The following is a 26,702-nucleotide window of genomic DNA, read 5'->3' on the forward strand; positions in this document are numbered from 1 at the left end:
AAGGATGCCTAGGGACTGGGACGCCTTCTACCAAAAAACTGAGGAAGACCGCCCCCCGGCCTTCGTGGTGCGGGCCTACGGGCCCTTCGTCCCCAAAGGCCCCGTCCTGGACCTGGCGGGGGGCCTCGGGCGGAACGCCCGCTACTTCCTGCGAAGGGGCCACCCCGTGGTCCTGGTGGAGGGAAGCCAGGAGGCCCTAAGGCGCCTTTCGGGGACGCCGGGCCTCGCCGTGGTGGGCCTGGACCTCGAGGCGGAAGAAGCCCTAGCCCGCCTTCCCCAAGGGCCCTTCGCCGGGATCGTGATGACCTACTACGTGAGCCGCCCCCTCCTCAAGGCCCTTCCCTTCCTCCTCGCCCCCGGGGGGCTTCTTCTGGTGGAGGGGTTCACGAGGAAGGAGGCCCTAAGGCGGGGAAGGCCCCATAGCCCCTACTACTGGGAAGAAGAAGAACTCCTCACCCCTCCCCCGGGCCTTGCCTTAAAGGCCTTCGGGGAGGGGTGGATGGCGGGCTACCGGGCCTTCGCCGTCTACGCTAGGCCTTGAGGCCCTGGGCCACCAGCTCGGCGATGTCCAGGACCTCGGGATGGGCCTCGTCCTGGGCGGTCTCCACGTTCATCATGGCCATGCAGAAGGGGCAGCCGGTGGCGATGACCTCGGCCCCCGTGGCCTTGAGTTCTCTGTAGCGGTTCTCGGAAACCCGCATGGCCCCGGGCTCCTCCTCCTTCCAGAACTGGGCCCCGCCCGCCCCGCAGCAGAAGCTCCTTTCCCGGTTCCGGGGAGGCTCGGTGAGAATGAGGCCCACCCCCTTGAGCACCTCCCGGGGGGCCTCGTAGACCCCGTTGTGGCGGCCCAGGTAGCAGGGGTCGTGGAAGACCACCTTCCGCGTGGCCTCCTCCACCCGGATCCGCCCCGAGCGCAAGAGCTCGGCGATGAACTCCGTGTGGTGAACCACCCGGTACTGGCCCCCGAAGTCCTTGTACTCGTTCTTCAGGGTGTGGAAGCAGTGGGGGCAGGTGGTGACGATGGTCTTGGGGGCCACCTGGTTCAGGGTCTCCACGTTTTCCGTGGCGAGCTGGAAGAAGAGGTACTCGTTCCCGGCGCGCCGGGCGGCATCCCCGGTGCACTTCTCCCGCCTGCCCAAAACCGCCCAGTCCACCCCGCTGGCGTTTAGGATCTGCACCATGCTCCGGGCGATCTTCTGGGCCCGGGGGTCGTAGCTGGGGGCGCAGCCCACCCAGTAGAGGACCTCGGGGTGGGGCTTTTCCTCCACCGTGGGGACGTCAAGCCCTTCCGCCCAGTCCAGGCGCTTGTCCTGGCCGATGCCCCAGGGGTTCCCCGAGCGCTCCATGCCCCGGAAGGCGTTGTTGAGCTCCTGGGGGAAGCTCCCCTCCATGAGGACCTTGGCCCGGCGCACGTCCAGGATGTGGAGCATCTGCTCGTTGCCCACGGGGCAGACCTCCACGCAGGCCATGCAGGTGGTGCAGGCCCAGAGGGCCTCCTCGTTCAGGGCAAAGTCCATGAGGGGCCTCGGGCTTTCCTTGCCCTCGGCGAAGTCCTTGAGGATGCCGTTTAGCTCGTAGCGCTCGGAGATGAGGATGGCGGCAGGAGAAAGGGCCTTGCCCGTGGTGTAGGCGGGGCAGGCCTCCTGGCAGCGGTTGCACATGATGCAGGCGTAGGCGTCCAGAAGCCGCTTCCAGGAAAGGTCCTCCAGCTTTTCCGCCCCGAACTTCTCCGCCTCCCCCTCAAAGTTCAAAGGCGTGAGGGCCCCCGGCACCTCCTTGCGGAAGGCCAGGTTGATGGGGGCCATGAAGAGGTGGATGTGCTTGGAGCGGGGGAAGTAGGGGAGGAAGAGGAGGATGGAGCCCAAAGCGCCCCACCAGAAGAAGTGCTCCAGGAAGGTCAAAAGGGCGGGGGAAAGGCCCGCCAGGCTCCCCGCGATGGCGCTGGCCACGGGCTGGAAGGGGTCGGGCTCGCTCAAGGCCAAGGAGGAGGCCTTGTGGAGGAGGCGGCTTCCCACGTGGAAGGTGATGAAGGCCCCCACGATGGCGGAGTCCCGGGCGATGCCTTTCCGGGCCTCCTCGTGGAGGGGGACGTTGGGGTTCCAGGTGAAGTCCCTGGGGGCCAAAAGGTAGCGCCTTAGCATGAGGCCCAGGATCCCCACCAGGATCAAGGCGGTGAGGAGGTCGGCCAGGAGGTTATAGGGGTTCCAAAGCCCTCCCCGGGCGTGGAGGCCGAAGAAGCCCTCGAGGAAGTCCACCAGGTTCACCAGGAGGTAGTAGACGAAGCCGTAGAAGACGAAGGCGTGGAGGAGGGAGACAAGGGGCCTCCGCTTAAAGACGGTCTGCTGCGTGAGAACCAGCCAAAGGGCCCTTCCGATCCGCTCCGGCAGCCGGTCAAACCGGTCCTCGGGCTGGCCCCGCCTTATGGCCAGGTAGACCCGGCGGAAACCGGTGTAGGCGAAGTAAAAGCTGCCCAAAGCCAGAAGGACGAAGAGGATCTTTTCCGGTAGGGTCAGCATGGATCCACCCTCCTTATACTCAGTAAAAGTTTACCCCAACCCGCCCTCTTGGCAAGAGCGTACAATAGGCCCTCGTGGAAACCGTAGCCTTGGCCGTCCTCCTCCTTTTCGGGCTTCTGAACCTCTGGGTGTTCCACCGCTTTCAAAAGCCCCTCCTTCCCCTCCTCGGGGCCCTTTTCCTAAGCGCCTTTGTCTTCTTCTTCTCCCCCGTCTTGGGGCTTCTCCTCTTCCTCGTGGGCCAGACCCTGGCCTTCTACGCCGCCGGGAAGAGGTAGAAGACGGCAAGGGCCACCACGGCCCCGAGAAGGGCCCCCACCAGGACCTCCAGGTAGGTGTGCCCCAGAAGCTCCTTTAGGGGCTCGGGGGCGGGGCCCCTTTCCAGGACCTTTTGCAGCTCCTGGACCAGCTGGTTCAGAAGCTGGGCGTGAAGCCCCGCCGCCCGCCGGATCCCCGTGGCGTCGTACATGACGATAAGGGCAAAGACCATGGCCACGGCGAAGAGGGTGGAGTCAAACCCCTCCTTGAGCCCCACCCCCATGGCCAGGGCGCTCACCGTGGCGGAGTGGGAGCTCGGCATGCCGCCCGTGTCCAGAAAGCGCTCCCACTGGAAGCGGCCCTCCAGGAGGTAGTAAAGGAAGAGCTTGAGGGTCTGGGTGAGGAGGTTGGCGAGGAGGGCTGTCCAGAAGATCTGGTTGGCCAAAAGCTCCCTAAGGGTTTCCATACCGCCTGAGAAGGGCTGCCTTCAGGGTGTTGGCCATGAGCATGGCCACGGTCATGGGGCCCACACCCCCGGGAACCGGGGTGAGGGCGCTGGCCACCTCCGCCACCTCGGGGTGCACGTCGCCCAAAAGCCTCCCCTCCACCCGGTTCACCCCCACGTCCACCACGATGGCCCCTTCCCGCACCCAGTCTTTGCGCACCAGGTGGGGCCGGCCCACGGCCACCACCAGGACCTCCGCCCTCCGGGTGACCTCGGGAAGGGCCTCGGTTTTGGAGTGGGCCAGGGTCAAGGTGGCGTCCTCCCGCAGAAGAAGCCCCGCCAGGGGCTTGCCCACGATGTTGGACCGCCCCAGGACCACCACCTCCTTGCCCTTTAGCGCCACCCCGTAGTGCTTGAGGAGGCGCAAGATCCCCAAAGGGGTGCAGGGGAAAAGCCCCTCGCCCCCGCTCCAAAGCCGCCCCACGTTCAAGGGGTGGAAGCCGTCCACGTCCTTCAAGGGGGAGATGGCCTCGAGGACCCGCTCGGCCCGGATGTGGGGGGGAAGGGGAAGCTGGACCAGGATCCCGTCCACCTCCTCGTCGGCGTTGAGCTCCTGGATACGGCTTAGGAGGGCTTCCTCGGAGAGGTCCTCGGGGTAGACCTCCACCTGGCTCCGAAAGCCCAGCTCCCGGGCCCTCTTGTCCTTGAGGCGCACATAGGAGACCGAGGCCGGATCCTCCCCGAGGCGGATCACCCTCAGGGAGGGCACGAAGGGAAGGGTTTTTAACCGCTCCTTTAGCTCGGCGTAAACCGCCTCCGCCACCTCATGGCCGGAAAGCATGCGGGCCTGCGCCATTCACGCCTCCTTGGGCACGGTCTTCAACTCCCCCTCCTGGATGCGGCGGTAAAGACGTCCCAAAACCCCGTTCACAAAGGCCCGGGAGTGCTCCCCCCCGTAGCGGTTGGCGATCTTCACCGCCACCTCAATGAGGGGGGCGAAGGGGGTGGGCTCAAAGAGCATCTCGTAGGTGGCGAGCCGAAGGACGGTGAGGTCGGTCTTGGACATCTGGGCGAAGTCCCAGCCCTCCACCGTCTCCTTAAGGGCCCGGTCCACCTCCTCCTGGCGGGCCTTGTACCCCCAAAGGAGCCTCCGGGCGAAGGCCACCGCCTCCTGGTCCAAGGGCTCCCCCAGGGCCTCCTCGCCCTCCATCTCCTCCAGGGCGTGCTGGAAGGCCTCCTCCAGGTCCACGCCCCCTTGGGTGTGGGCGAAGAGGGCCCGCATGGCCAGCTCCCTAGCCCGCCTGCGCATGACCTCCCCTGGGGTCCTGCACCTGGGCCACGGTGAGGTTCACCGCCTTGACCCTTTCGCCCGTGGCCAGGTAAAGGGCCTCGGCCACGGCCCGCTGGGCTTTCTCGGCCAGCTCGGGGATCACCTGGCCGTAGTCCACCGCCACCCACACCTCCACCACAAGCCCCTCCCCCGTCCTTTCCAGCCGGACGGGGCGCTGGCGCTTGAGGACCTGGGGCGGGGCGAAGGGCCTCAGGCCTTCCAGGCCCTCCAAGGCGTAGGCCACCAGGGCCTCGAGGGCGTGGTCGCTTACCTCGTAGTCCACCATCCCAAGGACAGTCTACACTTCCATCCGCCGGGCCACGAAGTTGGTGTAGACGGCCCCCCGGCGGAAGAAGGCGTTCTGGAGGACCTTCTGGTGGAAGGGGATGGTGGTCTTGAGGCCCGGCCCCTCAATCACCGTCTCGGAAAGGGCCCTCTCCATGCGCTTTATGGCCTCCTCCCGGGTGGGGGCCCAGGCGATGATCTTGGCGATGAGGCTATCGTAGTGGGGCGGGATCTGGTAGCCGGCGTAGAGGTGGCTGTCCACCCGCACCCCAGGCCCTCCGGGGAAGAGGAGGGTCTCCACCTTGCCGATGGAGGGGCGGAAGCCCTTCTCCGGGTCCTCGGCGTTCACCCGCACCTCTATGGCGTGCCCCCGGACCTGGACCTCCTCCTGCCGGATCCAGAGCTTCTCCCCTTGGGCGATGCGGAACTGGGCCTGGACCAGGTCAATCCCCGTGATCATCTCGGTGACGGGGTGCTCCACCTGGATGCGGGTGTTCATCTCAATGAAGTAGAAGTTCCCCTCCTTGTCCACCAAAAACTCCAGGGTGCCTGCGGAAACGTAGCCCACGTGGGCCGCCAGGCGCACCGCCGCCTCGGCGATGGCCTTGCGGGTCTCGTAGGGGAGGACGCTCGGGGCCTCCTCCAAAAGCTTCTGGTGGCGGCGCTGGATGGAGCAGTCCCTTTCCCAAAGGTGGATGACGTTTTCCCCGTCCCCCAGGACCTGGATCTCTATGTGCTTGGGCTCCTCAATGTACTTCTCCAGGTAGATGGCGGGGTTGCCGAAGGCGGCCCGGGCCTCCTCCTGGGCCTGGAGGACCGCCCGTTCCAGCTCCTCCTCCGTGTGGACCACCCGCATCCCCCGGCCCCCGCCCCCGGCGGAGGCCTTGAGGATCACGGGGTAGCCGATCTCCTGGGCCGCCCGCTTGGCCTCCTCCACGCTTTTAAGCTCGTCCGTGCCCGGCACCGTGGGCACCCCCGCCTCCCGGGCCACCTTCCTCGCCGTGGCCTTGTCCCCCAGGGCCTTCATGTTCTCCGGGGTGGGGCCGATGAAGGTGATCCCGTGCTCCCGGCACATCTCGGCGAAGGTGGCGTTCTCCGCCAGAAAGCCGTAGCCCGGGTGGATGGCGTCGGCCCCGGTGACGATGGCCGCCGAGAGGATGTTGGGGATGTTGAGGTAGCTCTGCCCCGAGGGCGGCGGCCCGATGCAGATGGCCTCGTCGGCGAGGAGAACGGGAAGGCTCTTCTCGTCGGCGGTGGAGTGGGCCACCACCGTCTTGATGCCCAGTTCTCTGGCCGCCCGGATGATCCTCAAGGCGATCTCGCCCCGGTTGGCGATCAGGACCTTCTTCATACCGGCTGGATCAGGAAGAGGGGCTGGCCGTACTCCACGGGCTCCCCGTTCTCCACCAGGATCTTCTTGACGATGCCCGAGACCTCGGACTCAATCTCGTTCATGAGCTTCATGGCCTCAATGATGCAGAGGACCTGGCCCTTCTCCACCCGGTCCCCCTCCTTCACGTAAGGGGGAGCGTCCGGGGCTGGGGCCCGGTAGAAGGTGCCCACGATGGGGGCCCGGACCTCCACGCACCCCGGGCAGTCGTCCGGGGCCTCCGTTTGGACCTGAGGCTTTTCCACTGGGGCGGCTGGCGCGGGCGGGGTCGGGGCCGGCACCTCCGGCGGGGGGGCCGCCAGCATGGGGACCTGAACCTGGGGGACGCTCACCACCTGCACCTCCCCGCCCCGCCGCACGGTGAGCTTGTAGTCCGGGGTCTCCAGGGTGAGCTCGTTCACCCCGTGCTCCACCAAGGCTTGCAGGATCTGCTTCAGCTCCTTCGGCGTCATCGGTGCACCTCGCGGGAAAAGCTTACCCCATTCGCCCCTCACGGATTTCTGCACCGCGTCAAAATCCCGTGGAGGGGGCGGCCCCCCTCAGGCAGCCTAGGCCCGGCCCACATACTCGCCGGTCCGGGTGTCCACCTTGATGACCTCCCCGGGCTCCACGAAGAGGGGCACCTGGACCACGGCCCCCGTCTCCAGGGTGGCGGGCTTGGACCCCCCGGAGACCGTGTCCCCCCGCACGCCCGGGGGCGTGTCCACCACCTTGAGCTCCACCACCGTGGGCGGGGTCACCTTGAGGGGCCTGCCCTCGTACATGTCCCCAAGGACGGTCATCCCTTCCTTCAGGAACTCGGCCCCCACCACCCGGGAGCGGGGCACGGTGAACTGCTCGTAGGTCTCCAGGTCCATGAAGACCATCTCCTCCCCTTCGGGGTAGAGGTATTGGAGTTCCCGGGTCTCCACGTAGATGTCCTCCAGCCTCTCCCCGGAGTTGAAGGTGCGCTCCACCGTGGCCCCCGTCTCCAGGTTCTTGAACTTGGCCACCACCTTGGCCCCGCCACGGCCCAGCTTCTGGTGCTGGTACTCCACGCACTCCCAAAGGCCGCCGTCCATCTTCACCTTGGTTCCGGGACGCAAATCGGTCACGCTGATCATGCTTCCTCCTGAAGGTCCAAGACCTGGGGCTTAAGCCCTAAAAGGTCAATATAGCGGAGGTAGTCCTCCTCGGCGAGCTCCCGCCCGGCCAGGGCCACCAAAAGGGCCTCCATGACGTTGGTGCCGAAGCTCCGGCCTCCGATGCGAGGGGTGGTGGTGACGAGGCGCCTCACCCCCCGCTCCCGGAGGAAGGCCACGTCCTCCTCCGTGGTGGTGTTGGTGAGGACCGTCTTGCCCCGCATGTCCTTGAGCATATGGCGCCGGATGTAGTGCCAATCCCCGGCCACCACGTCGGCCCAAGCGTAGTAGCGGGCGCGCCAGTCCTCCCGCACCTCCTCCTGCTTCTTCCCCGTGGGGTAAAGGACGGAAAAGGGCAGGCGGGTAAAGAGGGGCAGGAAGAGGAAGGCGAGCTTCTGCAGGAAGGAGAGGCTGTAGAGAGGGATGGGCAGGCCCAGGGCGAAGATGAAGTCCCCGTAGAGGACCTTCGCCCCCGCCTCGTCCAAAGCCTCGGCGAGGCCGAAGCGGTCCACGGCCGAGGGCAGAAGAACTTTGGTTTTCCTCCAGTCTATAAGGGAGGCCAGCTCCCGCACCGCCCGCCGCTCCAGGGTGTGCTTGAGTCCGGAGCCGTCCACCACGGGGGTCTTCCTGGCCGCCTCCTTGAGGCGAAGGGCATCCCGGATGGCGTACCGCCGCCCTCCCGCCCAGAGGTAAAGGTCTATTCCCCCAAGGCCGATGGCCTCCACCTGGCCGTCTAGCTCCCGGATCAGGCCAAGGGCCCGCTGGAAGTCTCCGTCCGTGCCCCGCCTTTCCAGGACCACCTTTTCCCCCAGAAGCTCCACCTCGGCCACGGAGTCGCGGCGGCTACTGCCTAAGGAAACGGAAACCACGCGCTTGGCCACGAAGGCTCATCTTAGCAGGAAGGCCAGAACCAAAAAGGCAAGGGCCAGGAAGAAGGGCCAGCTCTGCCGCACTCCCAAAAGCCGCAAAAGAAGGCCAAGGACCAGGCCACCAAAGGCCAGGGCCAGGAAAAGGGCCTCTAGGTTCTGGAAGAAGGCCGGCATACGCCCAGGCTAGCGCAACGCCCGCCTCAAAAAGGCCAACACCCGCTCCCGGAAGGCCCGGTCCACCTCCCCCCGGAAAAGGTGCCCCCCCGGGTAGCTAAAGCACTCCACGGGCTTTTTTAGGGCTTTAAGCCTCCGGCAGAGCTCCCAGGACCACTCCGGGGGCACCTGGGCGTCTTTAAGCCCGTGGTGGACGCTATAGGGGACGGAAAGGTCCGCTAGGTAAGTCCAGGCCGAAGCCTGGCGGAGGACCTCCTCGGGCAGGGCCAAAAGCTCCCCTCCCCGCCTTCCCTGGGACCAGAAGCGGATCCTTTCCAGGTTCAGCCGCTCGTCCCCACTCATGCTCCCGTAGAGGACCACACCCCTAAGGCCGGGGTCCACCAGACTTACGATCTGGGCGACCCCGCCCCCCATGGAGTGGCCGAAGAGGGCGATGCGGGAGGCCTCCGCCTCGGGAAAGGCCCCCTTGCGCACCTCGGCCAGGAGGTTCAGCACGTCCACGGCGTAGGCGTGGCGGAGACCCTGGGCGGGGGCCCCTTCGGAGGGGGGGTGGCCCCGGTAGTTGGGGTGGAGGACGAGGTAGCCCCGTTCCGCCAGGAAGTCGGCGTAGGAAGTGGTGTAGGCGAGGAGGCGGTAGCGGCTTGGCTCCACGTAGCCGTGGAGGACCACCACCACGGGGAAGGGCCCTTGGCCTTTGGGCAGGTTGGCGAAGCCGTGGACCCTAAGGCCATCGGAGAGGTGGGAGAACTGGACCCGCCTAAAGGCGGGCCTTTCCTCCAAGACCCTTTCCACCCGAAACCCCCCTTCCCCGTAGCCTCGAGCCCGGAGCCCGGGGAGGGTGAGAACCTGGGCGAAAGCCGGAAGAAGCAGAAGGGCCAGGAAAAGGCCTGGGCGCATACCCCCCAGGCTAACGGGGAACCTTCGGGCTAAATGTGGTCCGCCTCCCGGGAAAGCCAGCCCGCCTGAAGCCCTTTCAGGCCGATGGCGTGGTAGACGAGCTGGGCCGCGGTCATCTCGGCGTGGAACTGGCCGTTCGGGGAAAGCTCCACGAAGTCCATTCCCACCACCTCCTTCTCGGCGAAGACCGCCTCGAGGAGGTCCACCACCTGCCGGTAGGAAAGCCCGCCCGGCAAGGGGGTGCCCACGCTGGGCATCACCGAGGGGTCCAGGGCGTCAAAGTCCAGGCTGATGTAGACCCGCTTTCCCAAGGCGGCAAGGATCTCCTTGAGGGGAAGCCCCTCCCGGTGGATCCGGTGGGCGGGGAAAAGGGCCACCCCCTTCTCCCGGGCCAAGCGCAAGGAGTCCCGGTCCATGGCCCGGATCCCCACCTGGGCCAGGGAAAACCCCTCCTGGAGAAGGCGGTGGAAGGGGCTTGCGTGGGAGTAGACCGAGCCCTGCCACTCGGGGTAGAGGTCGGCGTGGGCGTCTATGTGGAGGAGGGAAAAGGCCCCCAGGGCCTCCTTGTGGGCCTGGACCAAGGGGTGGGTGATGGAGTGGTCCCCGCCCAGGGCCACCACCCATTTCCCCGCCCGGAGGTGCTTTAAGGCCTCCTCCCGGATGAGGCGGTGGCTTTCCTCGGCCATCCCCGCCACCCAGGGCACCGGCTCGGCCGCGTGGATCCCCACCTCCTCGGGGGAGGCGCCCAGCTCCAAAAGAAAAGGCTCAAGCTCCCGGCTTGCCAGGAGGATGGCCTCGGGGCCCCTCCTGGCCCCCGGGAGGAAGGAGAGGGAAAGGTCATAGGGCACGGGCAGGACCACCACCCGCGCCGCCTCGTAAGGGGTGTCCCGCTCGCCGAAGACGAGGCGCATAGCCCCCCAAGGATACCCCACTAGCGGCCCAGGAAGAAAAGCTCCAACAGGCGCAGGATGGCCAGGGTGCCCCGCGCAAAGTCCTGGATGCGGATGTGCTCGTTGGGGCTATGGACCCGGCTTCCCGGGTAGCCCACCCCGAGGCCCACCGCCGGGGCTTTGAGGTGGTGGAGGAAGGGGTGCATGGGCCCCGAGCCCGCCATGTTGGGGTAAAGAACGGCCCTCTGGCCAAAGGACTCCTCCAGGGCCCGCCTGGCCAGGCCCACGAAGGGGTGGGCCAGGTCCGATCGGGCGGGCTTTTCCCCCTTCTCCAGGACCACCACCTCCACGTCGTGGAAGCCCTGGGCCTCGAGGTGCCGCTTAAGGAGAGCGGGCACCTCCTCGGGGTCCTGGTCGGGGACGAGGCGGAAGTCCAGCTTGGCCCGGGCCTCCGCAGGGAGGACGGTCTTGGACCCGGGGCCCCCGTACCCCGCGTGGAAGCCGTTGAAGTTCACGCAGGGCTCGGCGTAAAGGCGCTGGTTAAACTCCAGGTTCCTCGCCCCGCCCAGGAAGTCCCGCACGCCAAAGGCCTCCCTTAGGGCCTCCGACTCGTCGGGGATCTCGGCCAAGACCTCCATCTCCAAGGGGGTGAGGGGGCGGACCCGGTCGTAAAATCCGGGGATTAAAACCCGTCCCTCCTCGTCCCGAAGGGAGGCCAGGGCGCGGCTTAAGCGGTAGATGGGGTTTTCCACCACCGCCCCGTAGGAGGAGTGGAGGTCAAAGGCTGCCGTGCGCACCCTTAGCTCCAGGGCCACGATCCCCTTGAGGCCGGCGTAGAGGTAGGGCCTGCCCTTGGCGTCCACGCCCCCCGCCTCCCAGAGGATGGCCTCCGCCTGGAGGCGGTCCCGCTTGTCCGCCACGTAGGCCTCGAGGTGGGGGCTTCCCACCTCCTCCTCCCCCTCCACCACGAACTTCACCCGGGGTAGAAAGCCGTGCTTCTCCCGGAAGAGCTTAAGGGCCACCATCCGGGCCACCAGCTCCCCCTTGTCGTCGTGGGCCCCCCGCCCGTACCAGGCCCCGTCCCGCTCGGTGAGCCGGAAGGGGTCCGTCTCCCAGAGGTCCAAGGGGTCCGGGGGCTGGACGTCGTAGTGGTTGTAGAAGAGGAGAGTCCTCTCCCCCTCGCCTCCCTCGGCATAGACCACGGGGGGGCCATAGCCCTCGTGGAGCTCGGGGCGAAGCCCCAAGCCCTCCAACGCCTCGGCCACCTTTTCCGCCGCTTCCCGAAGGGCCTTCCCCTCGGCGCTCACCGAGGGTACGGCCACAAGCTCTGCAAGAAACGCCCTTGCCTCTTCCAGAAAGCCCCACATGGTAGACTGAGCATACTATGGTGGAGCCTTCCCTGGTCCTCTACGGGGCCCCTTACGAGCGGGCCATGGCCGTCCTAGAGGAAACCCTACGGGAGACCGGGGCCCGCTACGCCCTCTTCATTGACCGCAAAGGCTTCGTCCTGGCCCACAAGGAGGCCCTTTGGGCCCCCAAGCCTCCCCCCCTGGACAGCCTGGCCACCCTGGTGGCGGGCAACGCCGCCGCCACCCAGGCCCTGGCCAAGCTCCTGGGCGAAGCCCGCTTCCAGGAGGTGGTCCACCAGGGAGAGAGGATGGGCCTCTACGTGGACGAGGCCGGGGAGCACGCCCTTTTGGTCCTCATCTTTGACGAAAGCGCCCCCCTGGGCAAGGTGAAGCTTTACGGTAAGCGGGCGGCTTCGGCCCTGGCCGAGATCACGGAGGAGGCTTTGGCCAACCCGCCCAAACTCCCCCTGGACACGGAGTACCAAGAAGGAGCCAAGGCCCTCCTAGACGAGCTCCTGGGTAACTAGGCATGAGCACCATCAACTTCGCCAACCGCGAGATCAACTTCAAGATCGTCTACTACGGACCCGGCCTCTCGGGCAAGACCACCAACCTCAAGTGGATCTACGGCAAGATCCCCGAGGGGCGCAAGGGGGAGATGGTCTCCTTGGCCACGGAGGACGAGCGCACCCTCTTCTTTGACTTCCTCCCCTTGGACCTGGGGGAGGTCAAGGGGTTTAAGACCCGCTTCCACCTCTACACGGTCCCGGGCCAGGTCTTCTACAACGCCAGCCGCAAGCTCATCCTGAGGGGCGTGGACGGCATCGTCTTCGTGGCCGACTCGGCCCCCAACCGCCTCAGGGCCAACGCCGAGAGCATGCGCAACATGCGGGAGAACCTGGCGGAGTACGGGCTTAAGGTGGAGGACGTGCCCGTGGTCCTCCAGGTGAACAAAAGGGACCTCCCCGACGCCCTCCCCGTGGAGATGGTGCGGGCGGTGGTGGACCCCGAGGGGCGGTTTCCCGTCTTTGAGGCGGTGGCCACCGAGGGCAAGGGGGTCTTTGAGACCCTCAAGGAGGTGAGCCGCCTGGTGCTGGCCCGGGTGGCGAGCGGAACCTAAAGGCCCGGGGGCTCGAGGCCGGATACCCTCCGGCTTTTTATTTTTGTTTCAAAAAAATCGGGACAAAAGTCCCTAAACACCTTTTCCTAAGGGACAAACGTACCTCCCGCTCCGCCCCTCCTTTCCCTACCATGGATCCCGTATGCGACCATCCGTCGCGAAAGGAGGGAGGGTATGGAGGAAAAACCCACAGGCGCCCTCGGCGTCATCGTAGTTTTGGCCCTGACAATCCTGGTTTTCTGGCTAGGGGTATACGCCCTTTTCCTCGCTAGGGGGTGAGGTAGGGTGGACGAGCGCAAGGCCCACAAGGCGATCCTAGCTTACGAGAAGGGGTGGCTCGCCTTCTCCTTGGCGATGCTCTTCGTCTTCATCGCCCTCATCGCCTACACCCTGGCCACCCACACCTCCGGGGTCATCCCCGCAGGCAAGCTGGAACGGGTGAACCCCACCACGGTGCGCTCCGAAGGCCCCTGGGCCGACCCCGCCCAGGCGGTGGTCCAGACCGGCCCCAACCAGTACACCGTCTACGTCCTGGCCTTCGCCTTCGGCTACCAGCCGAACCCCATTGAGGTGCCCAAGGGGGCGGAGATCGTCTTCAAGATCACGAGCCCCGACGTCATCCACGGCTTCCACGTGGAGGGCACCAACATCAACGTGGAGGTCCTGCCGGGCGAGGTCTCCACGGTGCGCTACACCTTTAAAGAGGCAGGCGAGTACCGGATTATCTGCAACCAGTACTGCGGCTTAGGCCACCAGAACATGTTCGGGAAGATCGTGGTGAAGGAGTGAGCCATGGCGCTGCGCGCGGGAGAGATCAGCCGGATCTACGAGGCCTACCCCGAGAAGAAGGCCACCCTTTACTTCCTGGTCCTGGGGTTTCTGGCCGTCATCGTGGGAAGCCTCTTCGGCCCCTTCCAGGCCCTGAACTACGGGAACGTGGACGCTTACCCCCTGCTTAAGCGCCTTCTCCCCTTCGTCCAGTCCTACTACCAGGGCCTGACCCTCCACGGGGTCTTGAACGCCATCGTCTTCACCCAGCTTTTCGCCCAGGCCATCATGGTCTACCTCCCCGCCCGGGAGCTGAACCTGCGGCCCAACATGGGCCTCATGTGGCTCTCCTGGTGGATGGCCTTCCTCGGCCTTGGGGTGGCCGCCCTTCCCCTCCTCGCCAACGAGGCCACGGTCCTTTACACCTTCTACCCGCCCCTCAAAGGGCACTGGGCCTTCTATTTGGGGGCGAGCCTCTTCGTCCTCTCCACCTGGGTCAGCATCTACATCGTTTTGGACCTGTGGCGGCGCTGGAAGGCGCAAAACCCCGGCAAGGTGACCCCTCTCGTCACCTACATGGCCGTGGTGTTCTGGCTCATGTGGTTCATCGCCTCCATCGGGCTCGTGCTGGAGGCGGTCCTCTTCCTTCTCCCCTGGTCCTTCGGGCTCATCCAGGGGGTGGACCCCCTCCTGGCCCGCACCCTCTTCTGGTGGACGGGCCACCCCATCGTCTACTTCTGGCTCCTTCCCGCCTACGCCATCATCTACACGGTGTTGCCCAAGCAGGCTGGGGGGAAGCTGGTCTCCGACCCCATGGCCCGGCTCGCCTTCCTCCTTTTCCTCCTCCTCTCCACCCCGGTGGGGTTCCACCACCAGTTCGCCGACCCCGGGATTGACCCCACCTGGAAGATGATCCACTCCGTCCTCACCCTCTTCGTGGCGGTGCCCAGCCTCATGACCGCCTTCACCGTGGCCGCCAGCCTGGAGCTGGCCGGAAGGATGCGGGGGGGCAGGGGGCTTTTGGGCTGGATCAAGGCCCTCCCCTGGGACAACCCCGCCTTCGTGGCCCCGGTCTTGGGCCTTTTGGGCTTCATCCCAGGCGGAGCGGGGGGCATCGTGAACGCCAGCTTCACCCTGGACTACGTGGTCCACAACACCGCCTGGGTCCCCGGCCACTTCCACCTCCAGGTGGCGAGCCTCGTGACCCTCACCGCCATGGGCTCCCTCTACTGGCTCCTTCCCAACCTCACGGGCAAGCCCATCTCCGACGGACAGAGGCGGCTTGGCCTGGCGGTGGTGTGGCTCTGGTTCCTGGGCATGATGGTCATGGCGGTGGGCCTTCACTGGGCGGGGCTTCTGAACGTGCCCCGGCGGTCCTACATCGCCCAGGTTCCCGACGCCTACCCTCAGGCGGCGGTGCCCATGGTCTTCAACGTCCTGGCGGGGATCATCCTCCTGGTGGCCCTCCTCCTCTTCATCTACGGCCTCTTCAGCATCCTCCTTTCCCGGGAGCGGAAGCCCGAGCTGGCGGAGGCCCCGGTGCCCTTCGCTGAGGTCCTCTCCGGCCCCGAGGACCGCAGGCTCGTCCTGGCCATGGACCGGATCGGCTTCTGGTTCGCCGTGGCGGTGATCCTGGTGGTCCTGGCCTACGGGCCCACCCTGGTCCAGCTTTTCAGCCACCTGAACCCCGTGCCGGGTATGCGGCTCTGGTAGCCTAGGCCCTTTGTCCCTTGACCCCCTCCCCCGGGGAGGGGAAACTTTCTTGGGGATGTTCCTCGCCCACGCCTACGCCATCGCGGTCCTCGAGGTCCTGCCCTTCTTCCTCCAGTTCCTGGGGCTTGGGCTTTCGGAAACCCTGGGGGAGGGGCTTTGCGGGAGCGCCCTTGGGGTCTCGGAGGCCGAGGCGGTGCGGTACGGCCTGGTGAGCGAGTACTATTTCTACGGCCAGGCCTTCCTCGTCCTCCTCGCCCTCAAGGCCGCCTACGCCCTGGGGCTTGTCCTCCTCCGGTTCATGTACCCCGAAAAGGCCCCCCCCTTCGCCCCCCTGGTGTGGCGGCTCGGGATGGGGCTCTCCTCGGCCCTCCTCCTCCTCTTCCTCCTCACCCGGACCCTGCCCCTGCCCTTCCTCACCCCCCTAGGCCCCGCCTGGCTCTCCCCCGCCCCCCTAGACCCCCTTTCCCTCTTGATGGCCGCCCCGGAACCCGTCCTCCTCGGGCTCCTCTGGAGGGCCCGGCCGTGAGGCTTCCCCCTTTGGTCTACCTCCTCGGCGCCGTGAGCTTCCTCACGGGGGCCGCCCTCGCCCTCAGCGCCCTCCTCCTCTTCCTGGTTGACGGGACGGGGAGGAGGGCCTATCCTGGGTAAGGCTTGGCGGGAGACCGCCTCGAGGAGGAAGGGGCTTAAAGCGCCTTCCCGCCTGACGGAGGGAAAACATGCCCATCACCAAGGAAGAGAAGCAGAAAGTCATCCAGGAGTTTGCCCGCTTCCCCGGGGACACGGGGAGCACCGAGGTGCAGGTGGCCCTCCTTACCCTGCGCATCAACCGGCTTTCCGAGCACCTCAAGGCCCACAGGAAGGATCACCACTCCCACCGCGGCCTCCTGATGCTGGTGGGCCAGCGCCGCAGGCTCCTCCGCTACCTCCAGCGGGAGGACCCCGAGCGGTACCGGGCCCTTATTGAGAAACTGGGCATCCGGGGTTAAACTAGGAAACAGGTCGGGGGCGGGGCCAAAAGCTCCGCCCTTCGCTTTTGGAAGGAGCGCCATGGAAGGTACACCCAACGTCCCCCAAGCCCACCGCTACGAGCTCACCCTGGCGGGGCGGCCCCTCGTCCTGGAGACGGGCAAGTACGCCAAACAAGCCTCGGGGTCCGTGCTGGTCCGCTACGCCGACACCGTGGTCCTGGCCACGGCCCAAGCCTCGGAGACGCCGGTGGAGGCCGATTTCCTTCCCCTCACGGTGGAGTTTGAGGAGCGGCACTACGCCGTGGGGAAGATCCCGGGAAGCTTCATGCGCCGGGAGGGGCGTCCCGGGGAGAAGGCCATCCTCTCCGCCCGCATGACGGACCGCCCCATCCGGCCCCTCTTCCCCAAGGGGTTCCGCCACGAGGTCCAGATCATCGTCACCGTCCTCTCCGCCGACCAGAAGAACCCGCCGGACATCCTGGGCCCCATCGCGGCGAGCGCCGCCCTCATGCTCTCCGACATCCCCTGGGAAGGCCCCATCGCCGCCGTGCGGGTGGGCCTCATCGGCGGGAGCTTCGTCCTAAACCCCACCCTCCAGGAGCTGGAGGAAAGCCAGCTGGACCTGGTGGTGGCGGGGAGCCGGGAGGCCATCCTCATGGTGGAGGCGGAGGCCGGGGAGGTGGACGAGGAGACCCTGGTCCAGGCCCTGGAGTTCGCCCACAAGGAGATGCAGCCCATCCTGGACCTGCAGGAAAGGATGGCCCGGGAGCTCGCCAAGCCCAAGATGGCCTGGACCCCGCCCGAGACCCTCCCCGAGGAAGCCAAGGAAGCCCTCTACCGCCTGGCCCTGGAGCGGGGGCTTTCCCAGGTCCTGCAGACGGCGAGCAAGGGGGAAAGGAGCCGGGCCCTAGCGGAGTTCGCCGAAAGCCTCATCGCCGAGGCCCTTCCCAAAGGGGAGGACGGCACCCCGGACGAGAGCAAGAAACTCCTCTACGAGAGCGCCTTTGACGAGGTGGTGCGGCGGGAGCTCAGGCGGCTCGTTCTGGAGGAGGGCAAGCGGGCGGACGGGCGGGGCCCCAAGGACCTAAGGCCCATCTGGATAGAGGTGGACGTCCTGCCCCGGGCCCACGGCTCCGCCGTCTTCACCCGGGGGGAGACCCAGGTCCTGGGCACCGTCACCCTGGGTACCGGGCGGGACGAGCAGATCATTGACGACCTGGGCATTGACGAGACCGAGAAGTTCCTCGTCCACTACAACTTCCCCCCCTTCTCCACCGGGGAGGTGCGGCGCCTTAGGGGGGTCTCCCGCCGCGAGGTGGGGCACGGCAACCTGGCCAAGCGGGCCCTCAAGGCGGTGATGCCCAAGGAGGAGGACTTCCCCTACACCGTCCGCGTGGTGGGGGATGTCCTGGAGTCCAACGGCTCTAGCTCCATGGCCACGGTCTGCGCCGGCTGCCTGGCCCTCATGGACGCCGGGGTCCCCATCAAGGCCCCGGTGGCGGGGGTGGCCATGGGGCTCGTGTGGGAAGGGAACCGGGCGGTGATCCTCACGGACATCCTGGGCCTCGAGGACGCCCTCGGCGACATGGACTTCAAGGTGGCGGGCACCCGCAAAGGGGTCACCGCCCTCCAGATGGACAACAAGGTGGGGGGCCTTCCCCGGGAGGTGCTCAAAGAAGCCCTCCTCCAGGCCCGGGAGGCGAGGCTAAGGATTCTGGACCTGATGGAAAGCGTCCTCCCCGCCCCGCGGCCCGAGCTCAAGCCCTTCGCCCCGAGGATCGTCTCCCTCAAGATCCCCGTGGAGAAGATCGGCCTGGTCATCGGCCCCGGGGGCAAGAACGTGCGCGCCCTGGAGGAGCTCGGGGTGGAGGTGGACATTGAGGAGGACGGGACCGTGCGCATCTACTCCGCCGACCTCGAGGCGGCGGAAAAGGCCAAAAAGCGCATAGAAGAACTCACCCGCGAGGCCAAGGTGGGCGAGATCTACGAGGGCACCGTCACCAGGATCACCCCCTTCGGCGCCTTCGTGAGCCTCTTCCCGGGCACCGAGGGGCTTCTCCACATCAGCCAGATCGCCCCGGGCCGCGTGGAGCGGGTGGAGGACCACCTCAAGGTGGGGGACGTGATCAAGGTCAAGGTCCACCGCATTGACGAGCGGGGAAAGATTGACCTGATCCGCCCCGAGCTGGAAGGCAAGATCCCCCCCAGGCGGCGCAAGTAGCCCCTGGGGGTCTTTCTAAAGGAGACGATCCCGGCCCTGCCGGGAAGATGGGAGGTTTATGGAAAACCAGGAACGGAAACCGAGGAGGAGGCGCCGCAGAAGGCCCCAGGAGGGGTCCCAAGGCGGCCCCCAGGACCACGTGGAGATCATCCCCTTAGGGGGGATGGGGGAGATCGGCAAGAACATCACCGTCTTCCGCTTCCGGGACGAGATGTTTGTCCTGGATGGCGGCCTCGCCTTCCCCGACGAGGGAATGCCCGGGGTGGACCTCCTCATCCCCCGGGTGGACTACCTGATAGAAAACCGCCACCGGATCAAGGCCTGGGTCCTCACCCACGGCCACGAGGACCACATCGGGGGGCTTCCCTTCCTCCTCCCCATGATCTTCGGCAAGGAAAGCCCCATCCCCATCTACGGGGCTAGGCTCACCCTGGGGCTTCTCCGGGGCAAGCTTGAGGAGTTCGGCCTGAGGCCCGGGGCCTTCAACCTGAAGGAGATCTCCCCCGACGACCGCATCCAGGTGGGGCGGTACTTCACCCTGGACCTCTTCCGCATGACCCACTCCATCCCCGACAACTCCGGGCTGGTGATCCGCACCCCCATCGGCACCATCGTCCACACGGGGGACTTCAAGCTGGACCCCACCCCCATTGACGGGAAGGTCTCCCACCTGGCCAAGGTGGCCCAGGCGGGGGCGGAAGGGGTTCTGCTCCTCATCGCCGACGCCACCAACGCCGAGCGCCCGGGCTACACCCCAAGCGAGATGGAGATCGCCAAGGAGCTGGACCGGGTGATCGGCCGCGCCCCGGGGCGGGTCTTCGTCACCACCTTCGCCAGCCACATCCACCGCATCCAGTCGGTGATCTGGGCGGCGGAGAAGTACGGGCGCAAGGTGGCCATGGAGGGGCGGAGCATGCTCAAGTTCAGCCGCATCGCCATGGAGCTCGGCTACCTCAAGGTGAAGGACCGCCTCTACACCCTCGAGGAGGTCAAGGACCTCCCGGACCACCAGGTCCTCATCCTGGCTACGGGGAGCCAGGGCCAGCCCATGTCCGTCCTCCACCGCCTGGCCTTTGAGGGGCACGCCAAGATGGCCATCAAGCCAGGGGACACGGTGATCCTCTCCTCTAGCCCCATCCCCGGGAACGAGGAGGCGGTGAACCGGGTCATCAACCGCCTCTACGCCCTGGGGGCCTACGTCCTCTACCCCCCCACCTACAAGGTCCACGCCTCGGGGCACGCCTCCCAGGAGGAGCTCAAGCTGATCCTCAACCTCACCACCCCCCGCTTCTTCCTCCCCTGGCACGGGGAGGTGCGCCACCAGACCAACTTCAAGTGGCTGGCGGAGTCCATGAGCCATCCCCCGGAGAAGACCCTCATCGGGGAAAACGGGGCCGTTTACCGCCTCACCCGGGATAGCTTTGACAAGGTGGGGACGGTGCCCCACGGGGTCCTCTACGTGGACGGCCTGGGGGTGGGGGACATCACCGAGGAGATCCTGGCCGACCGCCGCCACATGGCCGAGGAGGGCCTGGTGGTCATCACCGCCCTCGCCGGGGAGGACCCGGTGGTGGAGGTGGTCTCCCGGGGGTTCGTCAAGGCCGGGGAGAAGCTTTTGGGCGAGGTGCGAAGGATGGCCCTCGAGGCCCTTCTCAGGGGGGTCCGGGAGAAGAAGCCCCTGGAGCGCATCCGGGACGACATCTACTACCCGGTGAAGAAGTTCTTGAAGAAGGCCACGGGCCGCGACCCCATGATCCTGCCCGTGGTGATAGAGGGGTAGACCATGTACAAGCGCTTGCTTCTGCCCACGGACGGGAGCGAGGCGGCGGAAAGGGCCCTCGCCGAGGGCCTCCGCTTGGCCAAAGCCCTGGGGGCCGAGGTGGCCTTCCTTTACGCCTTAGAGCCCCTTGGCCCCAGGCTTCTCCTAGGGCCCGAAAGCCTCCCTTACCACCAGGCCCTCCTGGAGGACCTCCGCCAAGAGGGGATCAAGGCCTTAAACCGGGCCACCCGCATGGCCGAGGAGGCCGGGGTGGCCTTTGAAGCCCACCTGGTGGAGGGGCGGGCGGCGGAGGCCATCCTAAAGGAGGCGGAAAGGCACGACCTCATCGTCATGGGCACCCACGGGCGCACCGGGCTAGACCGGCTCCTTCTGGGTAGCGTGGCCCAGGAGGTGGTGCGCAAAAGCCCTAAGCCCGTCTTGGTGGTCCCCTACCGCAAGGCGTAAAGCCAGAGGAGCCCCACGCCGTAAAGCTAGGGTGTCCCAGGAGAGGACGGCCAGCTTTCGCAACGCCTTCAACCGCCCCCGTTCAGAAAACACCCCAGGAGCATGGGGCCCGGTAGGTGGGGAAGATGCACGCTCACCATCGGGCTTACCATCGCCTCTTTCGCCTTCATCGCCGCACCTCCTTCCGCCACACGATCCGGTCCACCGCCTCGGCCAAGCCCCAAGCCCCAAGGGCCGCCCCCAAGACCAGGCTCCAGACGGGCCAGGGCAGGGGCACCGCCTCCAGAACCCCGGGGACCCAGGCGCCTAAGCCCACCTGGGCCAGGACCCCCAAAGCCACGGCCCCGTGCAGGTAGGGGTTGGGAAGGGGCATAAGGTGGGTGTGCCGGGCGGCGTAGGCGAAGAAGAGCTGCCCCACCGCCATGAAATGGAAGGCGGCGCTCCGGGCCGCCTCCACCCCCACCCAGCCAGGCAGCAAGGCCAAAAGGGCCAGGGCTATGCCCGCCTTCACCGTACCCGTAAGGAGGATGAAGCGCAAAGAGGGCCCGTCCAAAAGCGGGCTTTCCTTAGGCCTTGGAGGGCGGTCCAGGACCCCGGGGTTCCGGTCCAAGGCCAGGGCCAAGGCGGGGAGGCCGTCCGTGACCAGGTTGATCCAGAGGATCTGCACGGCGGTGAGGGGGAGGAGTAGGTGGCCGGCGGCGTCCCTAAGACCCAAAAGGGCGGCGAAGACCATGCCGAGGGCCACCACCAAAACCTCGGAGAGGTTGGTGGAGAAGAGGAAGCGGAGGAACTTCTGGATGTTCTCGTAGATGCTCCGCCCCTCCTCTATGGCGGCCACGATGGTGGCAAAGTTGTCGTCCAGGAGGACGAGGTCCGCCACCTCCCGGCTCACGTCCGAGCCCCTTTGCCCCATGGCCACCCCCACGTCCGCCCGCTTGAGGGCCGGGGCATCGTTCACCCCGTCCCCGGTCATGGCCACCACCTCCCCCGCTTTCTGCAGGGCCTCCACGATCCTTAGCTTGTGCTCCGGCCTGACCCGGGCGAAGACGTCCACCTCCACAAGCTCCTCGTCGGAAAGGTCCTCCAGGTCCTCCCCCGTGGCCAGCACCTCCACCGGCAGGCCGATGCGGCGAGCAACGGCCAAGGCGGTGGCCGGGTGGTCCCCGGTGACCATCACCACCCGCACCCCCGCTTTGAGGATCCTCCGCATCGCCTCCGGCACCTCTGGCCGGGGCGGGTCCAGGAGGAGGGCGAAGCCCAAGAAACGGAGGTTTTCCTCGGCCTCCCCCTCGCCAAAGGCGAAGGCCAAGACCCGGTAGCCCTGGGCCGCGTGGGCCTCCGCCTCCTTCAGGAAGGCCTCCTTTTCCGCCTCCGAGGCGCTCAGACGAGGGATCAGGACCTCGGGAGCCCCTTTGAGGAAACTCCCTTTGGGCGTGGTGACCCGCATGTACTTCCAGGCGCTGTCAAAGGGGCGCTCGGAGAGGCGGGGATGGCTTTTTCGCAGGCCCTCCACGTCAAGGCCTTGCTGGGCGGCGTAGCGGAGAAGGCCGAGCTCCAAGGGGTCCCCGGCCCCCGTGGTGGGGTCGGCGTCGTTGCAAAGGACCATGGCCAGCAAAGCCCTTTCCGGGTCGGGCCCCACCACCTTTTCCACCTCCATGCGGTTTTCCGTGAGGGTGCCCGTCTTGTCGGTGGCGATGACCGTCACGCTCCCCAGGGCCTCCACCGCCGATAGGCGCCGCACCACCGCCTTGCGGCGGGCCATCCTTTCCACCCCCAGGCTCAGGGCCAGGGTGAGGATGGCGGGAAGCCCCTCGGGCACGGCGGCCACCGCCAGGGCCACGGCGAAGAGGAGGACCTTGGCGGAAAACCCCTCCGCCAAGAAGCCCAGGAGCACCAGGAGGAGGGCTAGGAGGAGGACGTAGCGGGCCACCCGGCTCCCGAAGGCCTCGAGGCGGCGCTCCAAGGGGGTCTTCTCCTCCTCCATCTCGGAAAGGAGGAGGGCGATCCGGCCCATGGCGCTCCTCACCCCGGTGCGGGTGACCTTCATGAGGGCCCGCCCCCGCACCAGAAGGGTCCCGGCGTGGACCTCCTCCCCCTCCCCTTTCTCCACGGGGACGCTTTCCCCGGTGAGGACGCTTTCGTCCACCAAAACCCCCCTCGCCTCCAGGAGGAGGCCGTCCGCCGGGACCCGGTCCCCCGCCTCGAGGCGCACCACGTCCCCGGGGACGAGCTCCCGGCTTGGCAGGCGGAGGAAGCGGCCGTCCCGCAGGACGTAGACCATGGGTTCCGCCAGGGCCTTAAGCCGCTTCAGGGCTTCCTCCGAGCGCTTCTCCTGGAAGGTGCCGAGCCCGGCGTTCAGGAGGAGGATGGCCAGGATGCTCCAAGCCTCCAAGGGGACCCCGCGCGCCCCCTCGGCAAGCCACAGGAAAAGATCCACCAGAAGGGCAAAAAGGAGAATGTAGATCAGGGGGCTTTGAAACTGGCGGAGAAACCTGCGCCAAAGGGGCTCGGGGGGCTTTTCCGGCAGGGCGTTGGGCCCGTGCTGGCGCAGAAGTCTTTGGGCCTCCTCCGAGGAAAGGCCGCGCATACCCCAAAGATACCCAAAGCCGCTAAAGACCTTTGTCCCGGGCCAAGCCTTGGGGTAAACTCAGGCCATGCTCCAGTACCCAGAACTCCCCCTAGGAAGCCCCCTCATAGACGCCGAGCTTCCCGACCCCCGGGGCGGGCGCTACCGGCTTTCCCAGTTCCAGGAGCCTTTGCTGGCCGTGGTCTTCATGTGCAACCACTGCCCCTACGTCAAGGGCTCTATCGGGGAGCTGGTGGCCCTGGCGGAGAAGTACCGGGGGAAGGTGGCCTTCGTGGGCCTCAACGCCAACGACTACGAGAAGTACCCCGAGGACGCCCCGGAGAAGATGGTGGCCTTCGCCGAGGAGCGCGGCATCTTCTTCCCCTACCTCCTGGACGAGACCCAGGAGGTGGCCAAGGCCTACCGGGCCTTACGCACCCCGGAGGTCTTCCTCTTTGACGAAAGGAGGCTTCTCCGCTATCACGGACGGGTGAGCGACAACCCCAAGGACCCAAGCCAGGCGCAAAGCCACGACCTCGAGGCAGCTATAGGGGCCCTCCTCCAGGGCAAGGACCCCCCCTTGGCCGAGGCCCCCGCCATCGGCTGCACCATCAAGTGGAAGCCGGGGAACGAGCCGGAGGTCAGGATCGGCTGATCACCGCCGCTGGCGCCAAAGGCCCCGCCTCGGGTCGTAGGGGCAGGCCCGAAAGGCCACCCGGGGGCAGTACCGCCGGTAAGCCCTCACCTCCCGGGCCAGGCCCTCGGGCAGGCCGCAGACGGGACACCCTCTCCTTTGCGGGAAAACCCGGGCGAGAAGGGCCACCAGGTGGGAGACAAGCCTCACGCGCCCCATCCTAACCCAGATGGTAGACTGCCTCCGGGCTTCGGCCCGGAGGTGGCGATGCGCGTGTTGGTGACGGGCGGTGCCGGTTTCATCGGAAGCCATATCGTGGAGGACCTCCTCGCCAAGGGCTTGGAGGTGGCGGTCCTGGACAACCTGGCCACGGGCAAGCGGGAGAACGTACCCAAAGGCGTCCCCTTCTTCCAGGTGGACCTACGGGACAAGGAGGGGGTGGAGCGGGCCTTCCGGGAGTTCCGCCCCACCCACGTCTCCCACCAGGCGGCCCAGGCCTCGGTGAAGGTGAGCGTGGAAAACCCCCTCCTGGACTTTGAGGTGAACCTCCTGGGGGGGCTCAACCTCCTGGAGGCCTGCCGCAGGTGGGGGGTGGAGAAGCTGGTCTTCGCCTCCACGGGGGGGGCCATCTACGGGGAGGTGCCCGAAGGGGAACGGGCCGAGGAGACCTGGCCCCCCCGCCCCAAAAGCCCTTACGCCGCAAGCAAGGCGGCCTTTGAGCACTACCTTTCCGTCTACGGGCAAAACTACGGCCTCAAGTGGGTCTCCTTGCGCTACGCCAACGTCTACGGGCCCAGGCAGGACCCCCACGGGGAGGCGGGGGTGGTGGCCATCTTCGCCGAGCGGATCCTAAAGGGGGAGCCCGTGACCCTCTACGCCCGCAAGACCCCCGGGGACGAGGGGTGCGTGCGGGACTACATCTACGTGGAGGACGTGGCCGAGGCCCACGCCCTCGCCCTCTTCTCCCTGGAAGGGATTTACAACGTGGGCACCGGGGAAGGGCACACCACGAGGGAGGTCCTCGAGGCCGTGGCCGAGGCGGCCGGGAAGACCCCCGTGGTCCAGCCCGCCCCCCCGCGCCCCGGGGACCTGGAAAGGAGCGTCCTTTCCCCCCTCAAGCTCATGGCCCACGGCTTTAGGCCCAAGGTGGGGTTTAAGGAAGGCATCCACCGCACGGTGGCGTACTTCCGCCGCTAAGTGGCCGCACGCTGGTTTCGCAACACGGGATGCCCGAAAGGGGGCTTGAGAAGCTCCTCGAGCCCCTGGGCCTGGTGGGGCTTTGGGGAAGGGTGCGGGACTACTTCCGCACCTGGCCCCTGCCCTACTAGAGGCCTTCCCTCAGGCTCAAGGCCAGGGCAAGCCCGGCCCCCAGGCCGAAGAAGAGGTAGGCCGGGGTGGGGTCCAAAAGGGCGAAGAGGAGGGGCAGGGCCAAAGCCGTGGCCCCAAGGGCCCGGAAAGCCCTTCGGCTCAGGGCGTAAAGGGCGAGGAAGAGGAGGCCCGCCCCCAAAAGGACCCTAGGGTCCACGGCGAAGAGGACCCCTGCCGCCAGGGGCCAGGCCGTCCCGCCCCGGAAGAAAAGCCAAGGGGAAAAGGCCTGCCCCAAGATGGCCCCCATCCCCGCCCAAAGGCCCCCGAGGGGGTCCTGGGCCACCGCCTCCCCCAAGGGCACGGCCATCACCCCCCGGAAGAAGTCCAAAAGAAAGACCAAGAAGGCGGGAATTGGGCCCAGAAAGCGGCAGACCGCTCCAAGCCCTAAGCCCCCTTCCCTAAGGAGGTCCCGCCCCCGGAGGGCCCCGAACCAGTAGGCCACGGGAAGCCCCCCCACCCCGTAGCCCAGAAGCAACGCCCAAAGCATCTAAAGGGCCCGGCGCACCTGGTTTTGGAGGCGGAGGAGGGCCGCCTCGAGGCCCCTTAGCCTGAGGGGCGTGAGGATCTCCTCAAGCCCCGCCCCCCGGTAGAAGGAGGGGGGCACGGCCAGCACCGCCTCGGGGGTCTCCCCCTCGAGGCCCTCTTTAAGAAGCCCGGCGAAGGCCTTCACCGTGGGGGCCTCGTCGGGGACCATGAAGTGGAGGCGCACCCTTCCCCCCTCCACCTCCGCCTTCAGGAAGAAGGGGGTCTGGCACTCGTGCACCCGCTCCAGCTCCACCCCCGGGGGGGGCGGGGGAACCTTCTTGGCGTAGTCCAGGAGGACCTCGGTCTTGAGCTCCTTGGGCAGGGAGCGGATCAGGTCCAAAGCGGCCTGTAGCTTGGGCGGAAGCGCCATACCCCTAGCCTACCCCCCTTTGGCGGCCACATGGGTGGGCCTGAGCTCTATCTCGCTCACAAGAGCCCTCTCCGGCATCTCCAGGGCGAAGAGGACCGCCCGGGCCACGTCCTCCGGGGAAAGCTTCCATGAGGCCCCCGGGGTGTTCCCGGCGAAGCCCGTGTCCACCGAGCCCGGGAGGATGTTCACCACCCGCACCCCCTGGTCCCTGAGCTCCAGCATGGCCGCCCCCATGAGGCCCAAGAGGCCGAACTTGCTGGCGTTGTAGGCGGCCCCGCCCTTAAAAGGGTTCTTCCCGGCGAGGCTTCCGATGTTCACCACCACCCCCCGGGCGCGGAGGAGGGCGGGAAGGGCGGCCTTCAAGCCCAGGAAGGGCCCCACCAGGTTCACGTCCAAAACCTCCCGAAGCTCCTCCTCGGAAAGCTCGGCCACGGGCTTGAAGGTCCCGATCCCCGCGTTATTCACCAAGGCCGAAAGGCCGCCAAAGGCCTCCTCCAACCGGGCCACGGCCCTTTCCCAGTCCCCAAGGCTTCGCACGTCCCCCACCAGGGGAAGCGCCCCTTCCCCCAGGTCCTCCGCCAAAGCCCTAAGCCGCCCTTCGTCCCGGGCGAAAAGCCCCACCTTGTAGCCATGGGCGTGAAGAAGCCGGGCGATGGCCTCGCCGATCCCCCGGCTCGCCCCCGAGATGAGCGCCACCCGCATGC

General features: G+C 67.0%; 33 protein-coding genes. 15 read left to right on the forward strand and 18 right to left on the reverse strand.

Annotated elements, in window-relative coordinates:
• Positions 1-4 precede the first annotated feature (4 nt).
• On the forward strand, positions 5-541 hold the full coding sequence (locus IEX93_RS06570) for a class I SAM-dependent methyltransferase (RefSeq protein WP_188847424.1): 537 nt from the start codon (positions 5-7) through the stop codon (positions 539-541).
• On the opposite strand, the gene IEX93_RS06575 is transcribed toward IEX93_RS06570, so the two are convergent.
• A complete protein-coding gene (locus IEX93_RS06575; protein ID WP_188847425.1) occupies positions 531-2,516 on the reverse strand; it encodes a (Fe-S)-binding protein in 1,986 nt (661 codons plus the stop codon). The two genes, IEX93_RS06570 and IEX93_RS06575, sit on opposite strands and share 11 nt — an antisense overlap.
• 74 nt (positions 2,517-2,590) lie before the next feature.
• On the opposite strand from IEX93_RS06575, the gene IEX93_RS06580 reads away from it, so the two are divergent.
• Complete coding sequence (locus IEX93_RS06580; protein ID WP_188847426.1) at positions 2,591-2,791, forward strand: hypothetical protein; 201 nt, start codon at positions 2,591-2,593, stop codon at positions 2,789-2,791.
• Here IEX93_RS06580 and IEX93_RS06585 read toward each other — a convergent pair.
• The 12 genes from IEX93_RS06585 to IEX93_RS06640 form a co-directional block, all read right to left on the reverse strand.
• Positions 2,770-3,237 carry a divergent PAP2 family protein gene (locus IEX93_RS06585; protein ID WP_188847427.1) on the reverse strand — a complete coding sequence of 156 codons (468 nt, stop codon included), beginning with the start codon at positions 3,235-3,237 and terminating at the stop codon, positions 2,770-2,772. The two genes, IEX93_RS06580 and IEX93_RS06585, sit on opposite strands and share 22 nt — an antisense overlap.
• Positions 3,224-4,072: a bifunctional 5,10-methylenetetrahydrofolate dehydrogenase/5,10-methenyltetrahydrofolate cyclohydrolase gene (locus IEX93_RS06590; RefSeq protein WP_188847428.1), complete on the reverse strand. Its 849-nt coding sequence runs from the start codon at positions 4,070-4,072 to the stop codon at positions 3,224-3,226. Before IEX93_RS06590 ends, IEX93_RS06585 begins: the two co-directional genes overlap by 14 nt.
• Complete coding sequence (gene nusB / locus IEX93_RS06595; RefSeq protein WP_188847429.1) at positions 4,073-4,525, reverse strand: transcription antitermination factor NusB; 453 nt, start codon at positions 4,523-4,525, stop codon at positions 4,073-4,075.
• Entirely contained in the window at positions 4,509-4,832 is a 324-nt protein-coding gene (locus tag IEX93_RS06600; RefSeq protein ID WP_188847430.1) for an Asp23/Gls24 family envelope stress response protein, read from the reverse strand. Before IEX93_RS06600 ends, nusB begins: the two co-directional genes overlap by 17 nt.
• Positions 4,833-4,844: 12 nt before the next feature.
• A complete protein-coding gene (gene accC, locus IEX93_RS06605) occupies positions 4,845-6,182 on the reverse strand; it encodes an acetyl-CoA carboxylase biotin carboxylase subunit (RefSeq protein ID WP_188847431.1) in 1,338 nt (445 codons plus the stop codon).
• Positions 6,179-6,673: an acetyl-CoA carboxylase biotin carboxyl carrier protein gene (gene accB / locus IEX93_RS06610; protein ID WP_188847432.1), complete on the reverse strand. Its 495-nt coding sequence runs from the start codon at positions 6,671-6,673 to the stop codon at positions 6,179-6,181. The genes accC and accB overlap by 4 nt, the downstream gene beginning before the upstream one ends.
• 96 nt (positions 6,674-6,769) lie before the next feature.
• Positions 6,770-7,324, reverse strand: a complete 555-nt coding sequence (gene efp, locus IEX93_RS06615; RefSeq protein ID WP_188847433.1) for an elongation factor P — start codon at positions 7,322-7,324, stop codon at positions 6,770-6,772.
• On the reverse strand, positions 7,321-8,223 hold the full coding sequence (locus tag IEX93_RS06620) for a DUF8754 domain-containing protein (RefSeq protein WP_188847434.1): 903 nt from the start codon (positions 8,221-8,223) through the stop codon (positions 7,321-7,323). The genes efp and IEX93_RS06620 overlap by 4 nt, the downstream gene beginning before the upstream one ends.
• Positions 8,224-8,229: 6 nt before the next feature.
• A complete protein-coding gene (locus IEX93_RS06625) occupies positions 8,230-8,385 on the reverse strand; it encodes a hypothetical protein (RefSeq protein ID WP_188847435.1) in 156 nt (51 codons plus the stop codon).
• 9 nt (positions 8,386-8,394) lie between these two features.
• Positions 8,395-9,282 (reverse strand): alpha/beta hydrolase family protein, encoded by an 888-nt coding sequence (locus IEX93_RS06630; protein ID WP_188847436.1) that lies wholly within the window; start codon positions 9,280-9,282, stop codon positions 8,395-8,397.
• Between the two features lie 29 nt (positions 9,283-9,311).
• A complete protein-coding gene (speB, locus tag IEX93_RS06635; RefSeq protein ID WP_188847437.1) occupies positions 9,312-10,193 on the reverse strand; it encodes an agmatinase in 882 nt (293 codons plus the stop codon).
• A gap of 20 nt (positions 10,194-10,213) precedes the next feature.
• Positions 10,214-11,539 carry a M20/M25/M40 family metallo-hydrolase gene (locus IEX93_RS06640; protein WP_188847438.1) on the reverse strand — a complete coding sequence of 442 codons (1,326 nt, stop codon included), beginning with the start codon at positions 11,537-11,539 and terminating at the stop codon, positions 10,214-10,216.
• A 17-nt stretch (positions 11,540-11,556) separates the two neighbouring features.
• On the opposite strand from IEX93_RS06640, the gene mglB reads away from it, so the two are divergent.
• The 11 genes from mglB (at position 11,557) to IEX93_RS06690 (ending at position 20,535) form a co-directional block, all read left to right on the forward strand.
• On the forward strand, positions 11,557-12,048 hold the full coding sequence (mglB, locus tag IEX93_RS06645; RefSeq protein WP_188847439.1) for a GTPase-activating protein MglB: 492 nt from the start codon (positions 11,557-11,559) through the stop codon (positions 12,046-12,048).
• Positions 12,049-12,050: 2 nt separating this feature from the next.
• Positions 12,051-12,641 (forward strand): GTPase MglA, encoded by a 591-nt coding sequence (gene mglA, locus IEX93_RS06650; protein ID WP_188847440.1) that lies wholly within the window; start codon positions 12,051-12,053, stop codon positions 12,639-12,641.
• 174 nt (positions 12,642-12,815) lie between these two features.
• Entirely contained in the window at positions 12,816-12,920 is a 105-nt protein-coding gene (locus IEX93_RS06655) for a cytochrome c oxidase subunit 2A (RefSeq protein ID WP_188847441.1), read from the forward strand.
• A gap of 6 nt (positions 12,921-12,926) precedes the next feature.
• Positions 12,927-13,430: a ba3-type cytochrome C oxidase subunit II gene (gene cbaB, locus IEX93_RS06660; protein WP_188847442.1), complete on the forward strand. Its 504-nt coding sequence runs from the start codon at positions 12,927-12,929 to the stop codon at positions 13,428-13,430.
• Positions 13,431-13,433: 3 nt separating this feature from the next.
• Complete coding sequence (cbaA, locus tag IEX93_RS06665) at positions 13,434-15,122, forward strand: ba3-type cytochrome C oxidase subunit I (RefSeq protein WP_188847443.1); 1,689 nt, start codon at positions 13,434-13,436, stop codon at positions 15,120-15,122.
• 55 nt (positions 15,123-15,177) lie between these two features.
• Positions 15,178-15,648, forward strand: a complete 471-nt coding sequence (locus IEX93_RS06670; RefSeq protein ID WP_188847444.1) for a hypothetical protein — start codon at positions 15,178-15,180, stop codon at positions 15,646-15,648.
• On the forward strand, positions 15,645-15,770 hold the full coding sequence (locus IEX93_RS11750) for a hypothetical protein (RefSeq protein ID WP_268239051.1): 126 nt from the start codon (positions 15,645-15,647) through the stop codon (positions 15,768-15,770). The genes IEX93_RS06670 and IEX93_RS11750 overlap by 4 nt, the downstream gene beginning before the upstream one ends.
• 68 nt (positions 15,771-15,838) lie before the next feature.
• On the forward strand, positions 15,839-16,108 hold the full coding sequence (gene rpsO, locus IEX93_RS06675) for a 30S ribosomal protein S15 (RefSeq protein WP_188847445.1): 270 nt from the start codon (positions 15,839-15,841) through the stop codon (positions 16,106-16,108).
• A gap of 61 nt (positions 16,109-16,169) precedes the next feature.
• Entirely contained in the window at positions 16,170-18,311 is a 2,142-nt protein-coding gene (gene pnp, locus IEX93_RS06680) for a polyribonucleotide nucleotidyltransferase (RefSeq protein ID WP_188847446.1), read from the forward strand.
• 58 nt (positions 18,312-18,369) lie between these two features.
• Positions 18,370-20,091 carry a ribonuclease J gene (locus tag IEX93_RS06685; RefSeq protein ID WP_188847447.1) on the forward strand — a complete coding sequence of 574 codons (1,722 nt, stop codon included), beginning with the start codon at positions 18,370-18,372 and terminating at the stop codon, positions 20,089-20,091.
• A gap of 3 nt (positions 20,092-20,094) precedes the next feature.
• A complete protein-coding gene (locus IEX93_RS06690) occupies positions 20,095-20,535 on the forward strand; it encodes a universal stress protein (protein ID WP_188847448.1) in 441 nt (146 codons plus the stop codon).
• 166 nt (positions 20,536-20,701) lie between these two features.
• On the opposite strand, the gene IEX93_RS06695 is transcribed toward IEX93_RS06690, so the two are convergent.
• On the reverse strand, positions 20,702-23,122 hold the full coding sequence (locus tag IEX93_RS06695; RefSeq protein ID WP_188847449.1) for a cation-translocating P-type ATPase: 2,421 nt from the start codon (positions 23,120-23,122) through the stop codon (positions 20,702-20,704).
• Between the two features lie 67 nt (positions 23,123-23,189).
• Between IEX93_RS06695 and IEX93_RS06700 the strand changes: the two genes are divergently transcribed.
• Positions 23,190-23,756 carry a thioredoxin family protein gene (locus tag IEX93_RS06700; protein WP_188847450.1) on the forward strand — a complete coding sequence of 189 codons (567 nt, stop codon included), beginning with the start codon at positions 23,190-23,192 and terminating at the stop codon, positions 23,754-23,756.
• Here IEX93_RS06700 and IEX93_RS06705 read toward each other — a convergent pair whose 3' ends face one another.
• Positions 23,757-23,954 (reverse strand): hypothetical protein, encoded by a 198-nt coding sequence (locus IEX93_RS06705; RefSeq protein WP_188847451.1) that lies wholly within the window; start codon positions 23,952-23,954, stop codon positions 23,757-23,759. It abuts the gene before it with no gap.
• A 48-nt stretch (positions 23,955-24,002) separates the two neighbouring features.
• Between IEX93_RS06705 and IEX93_RS06710 the strand changes: the two genes are divergently transcribed.
• Positions 24,003-24,932, forward strand: a complete 930-nt coding sequence (locus tag IEX93_RS06710) for an NAD-dependent epimerase/dehydratase family protein (RefSeq protein WP_188847452.1) — start codon at positions 24,003-24,005, stop codon at positions 24,930-24,932.
• A 127-nt stretch (positions 24,933-25,059) separates the two neighbouring features.
• Here IEX93_RS06710 and IEX93_RS06715 read toward each other — a convergent pair whose 3' ends face one another.
• The 3 genes from IEX93_RS06715 to IEX93_RS06725 are packed head-to-tail and all read right to left on the reverse strand — an operon-like array spanning position 25,060 to position 26,700.
• A complete protein-coding gene (locus tag IEX93_RS06715) occupies positions 25,060-25,590 on the reverse strand; it encodes a glycerol-3-phosphate acyltransferase (RefSeq protein ID WP_188847453.1) in 531 nt (176 codons plus the stop codon).
• Entirely contained in the window at positions 25,591-25,998 is a 408-nt protein-coding gene (locus tag IEX93_RS06720; RefSeq protein WP_188847454.1) for a SufE family protein, read from the reverse strand.
• Between the two features lie 9 nt (positions 25,999-26,007).
• Positions 26,008-26,700, reverse strand: coding sequence for an SDR family oxidoreductase (locus IEX93_RS06725; protein WP_188847455.1), 693 nt, complete (start codon positions 26,698-26,700; stop codon positions 26,008-26,010).
• Between the last annotated feature and the right edge of the window lie 2 nt (positions 26,701-26,702).

Origin of the sequence: Thermus composti, from assembly GCF_014647535.1 — a bacterium.
GTDB lineage: Bacteria > Deinococcota > Deinococci > Deinococcales > Thermaceae > Thermus > Thermus composti.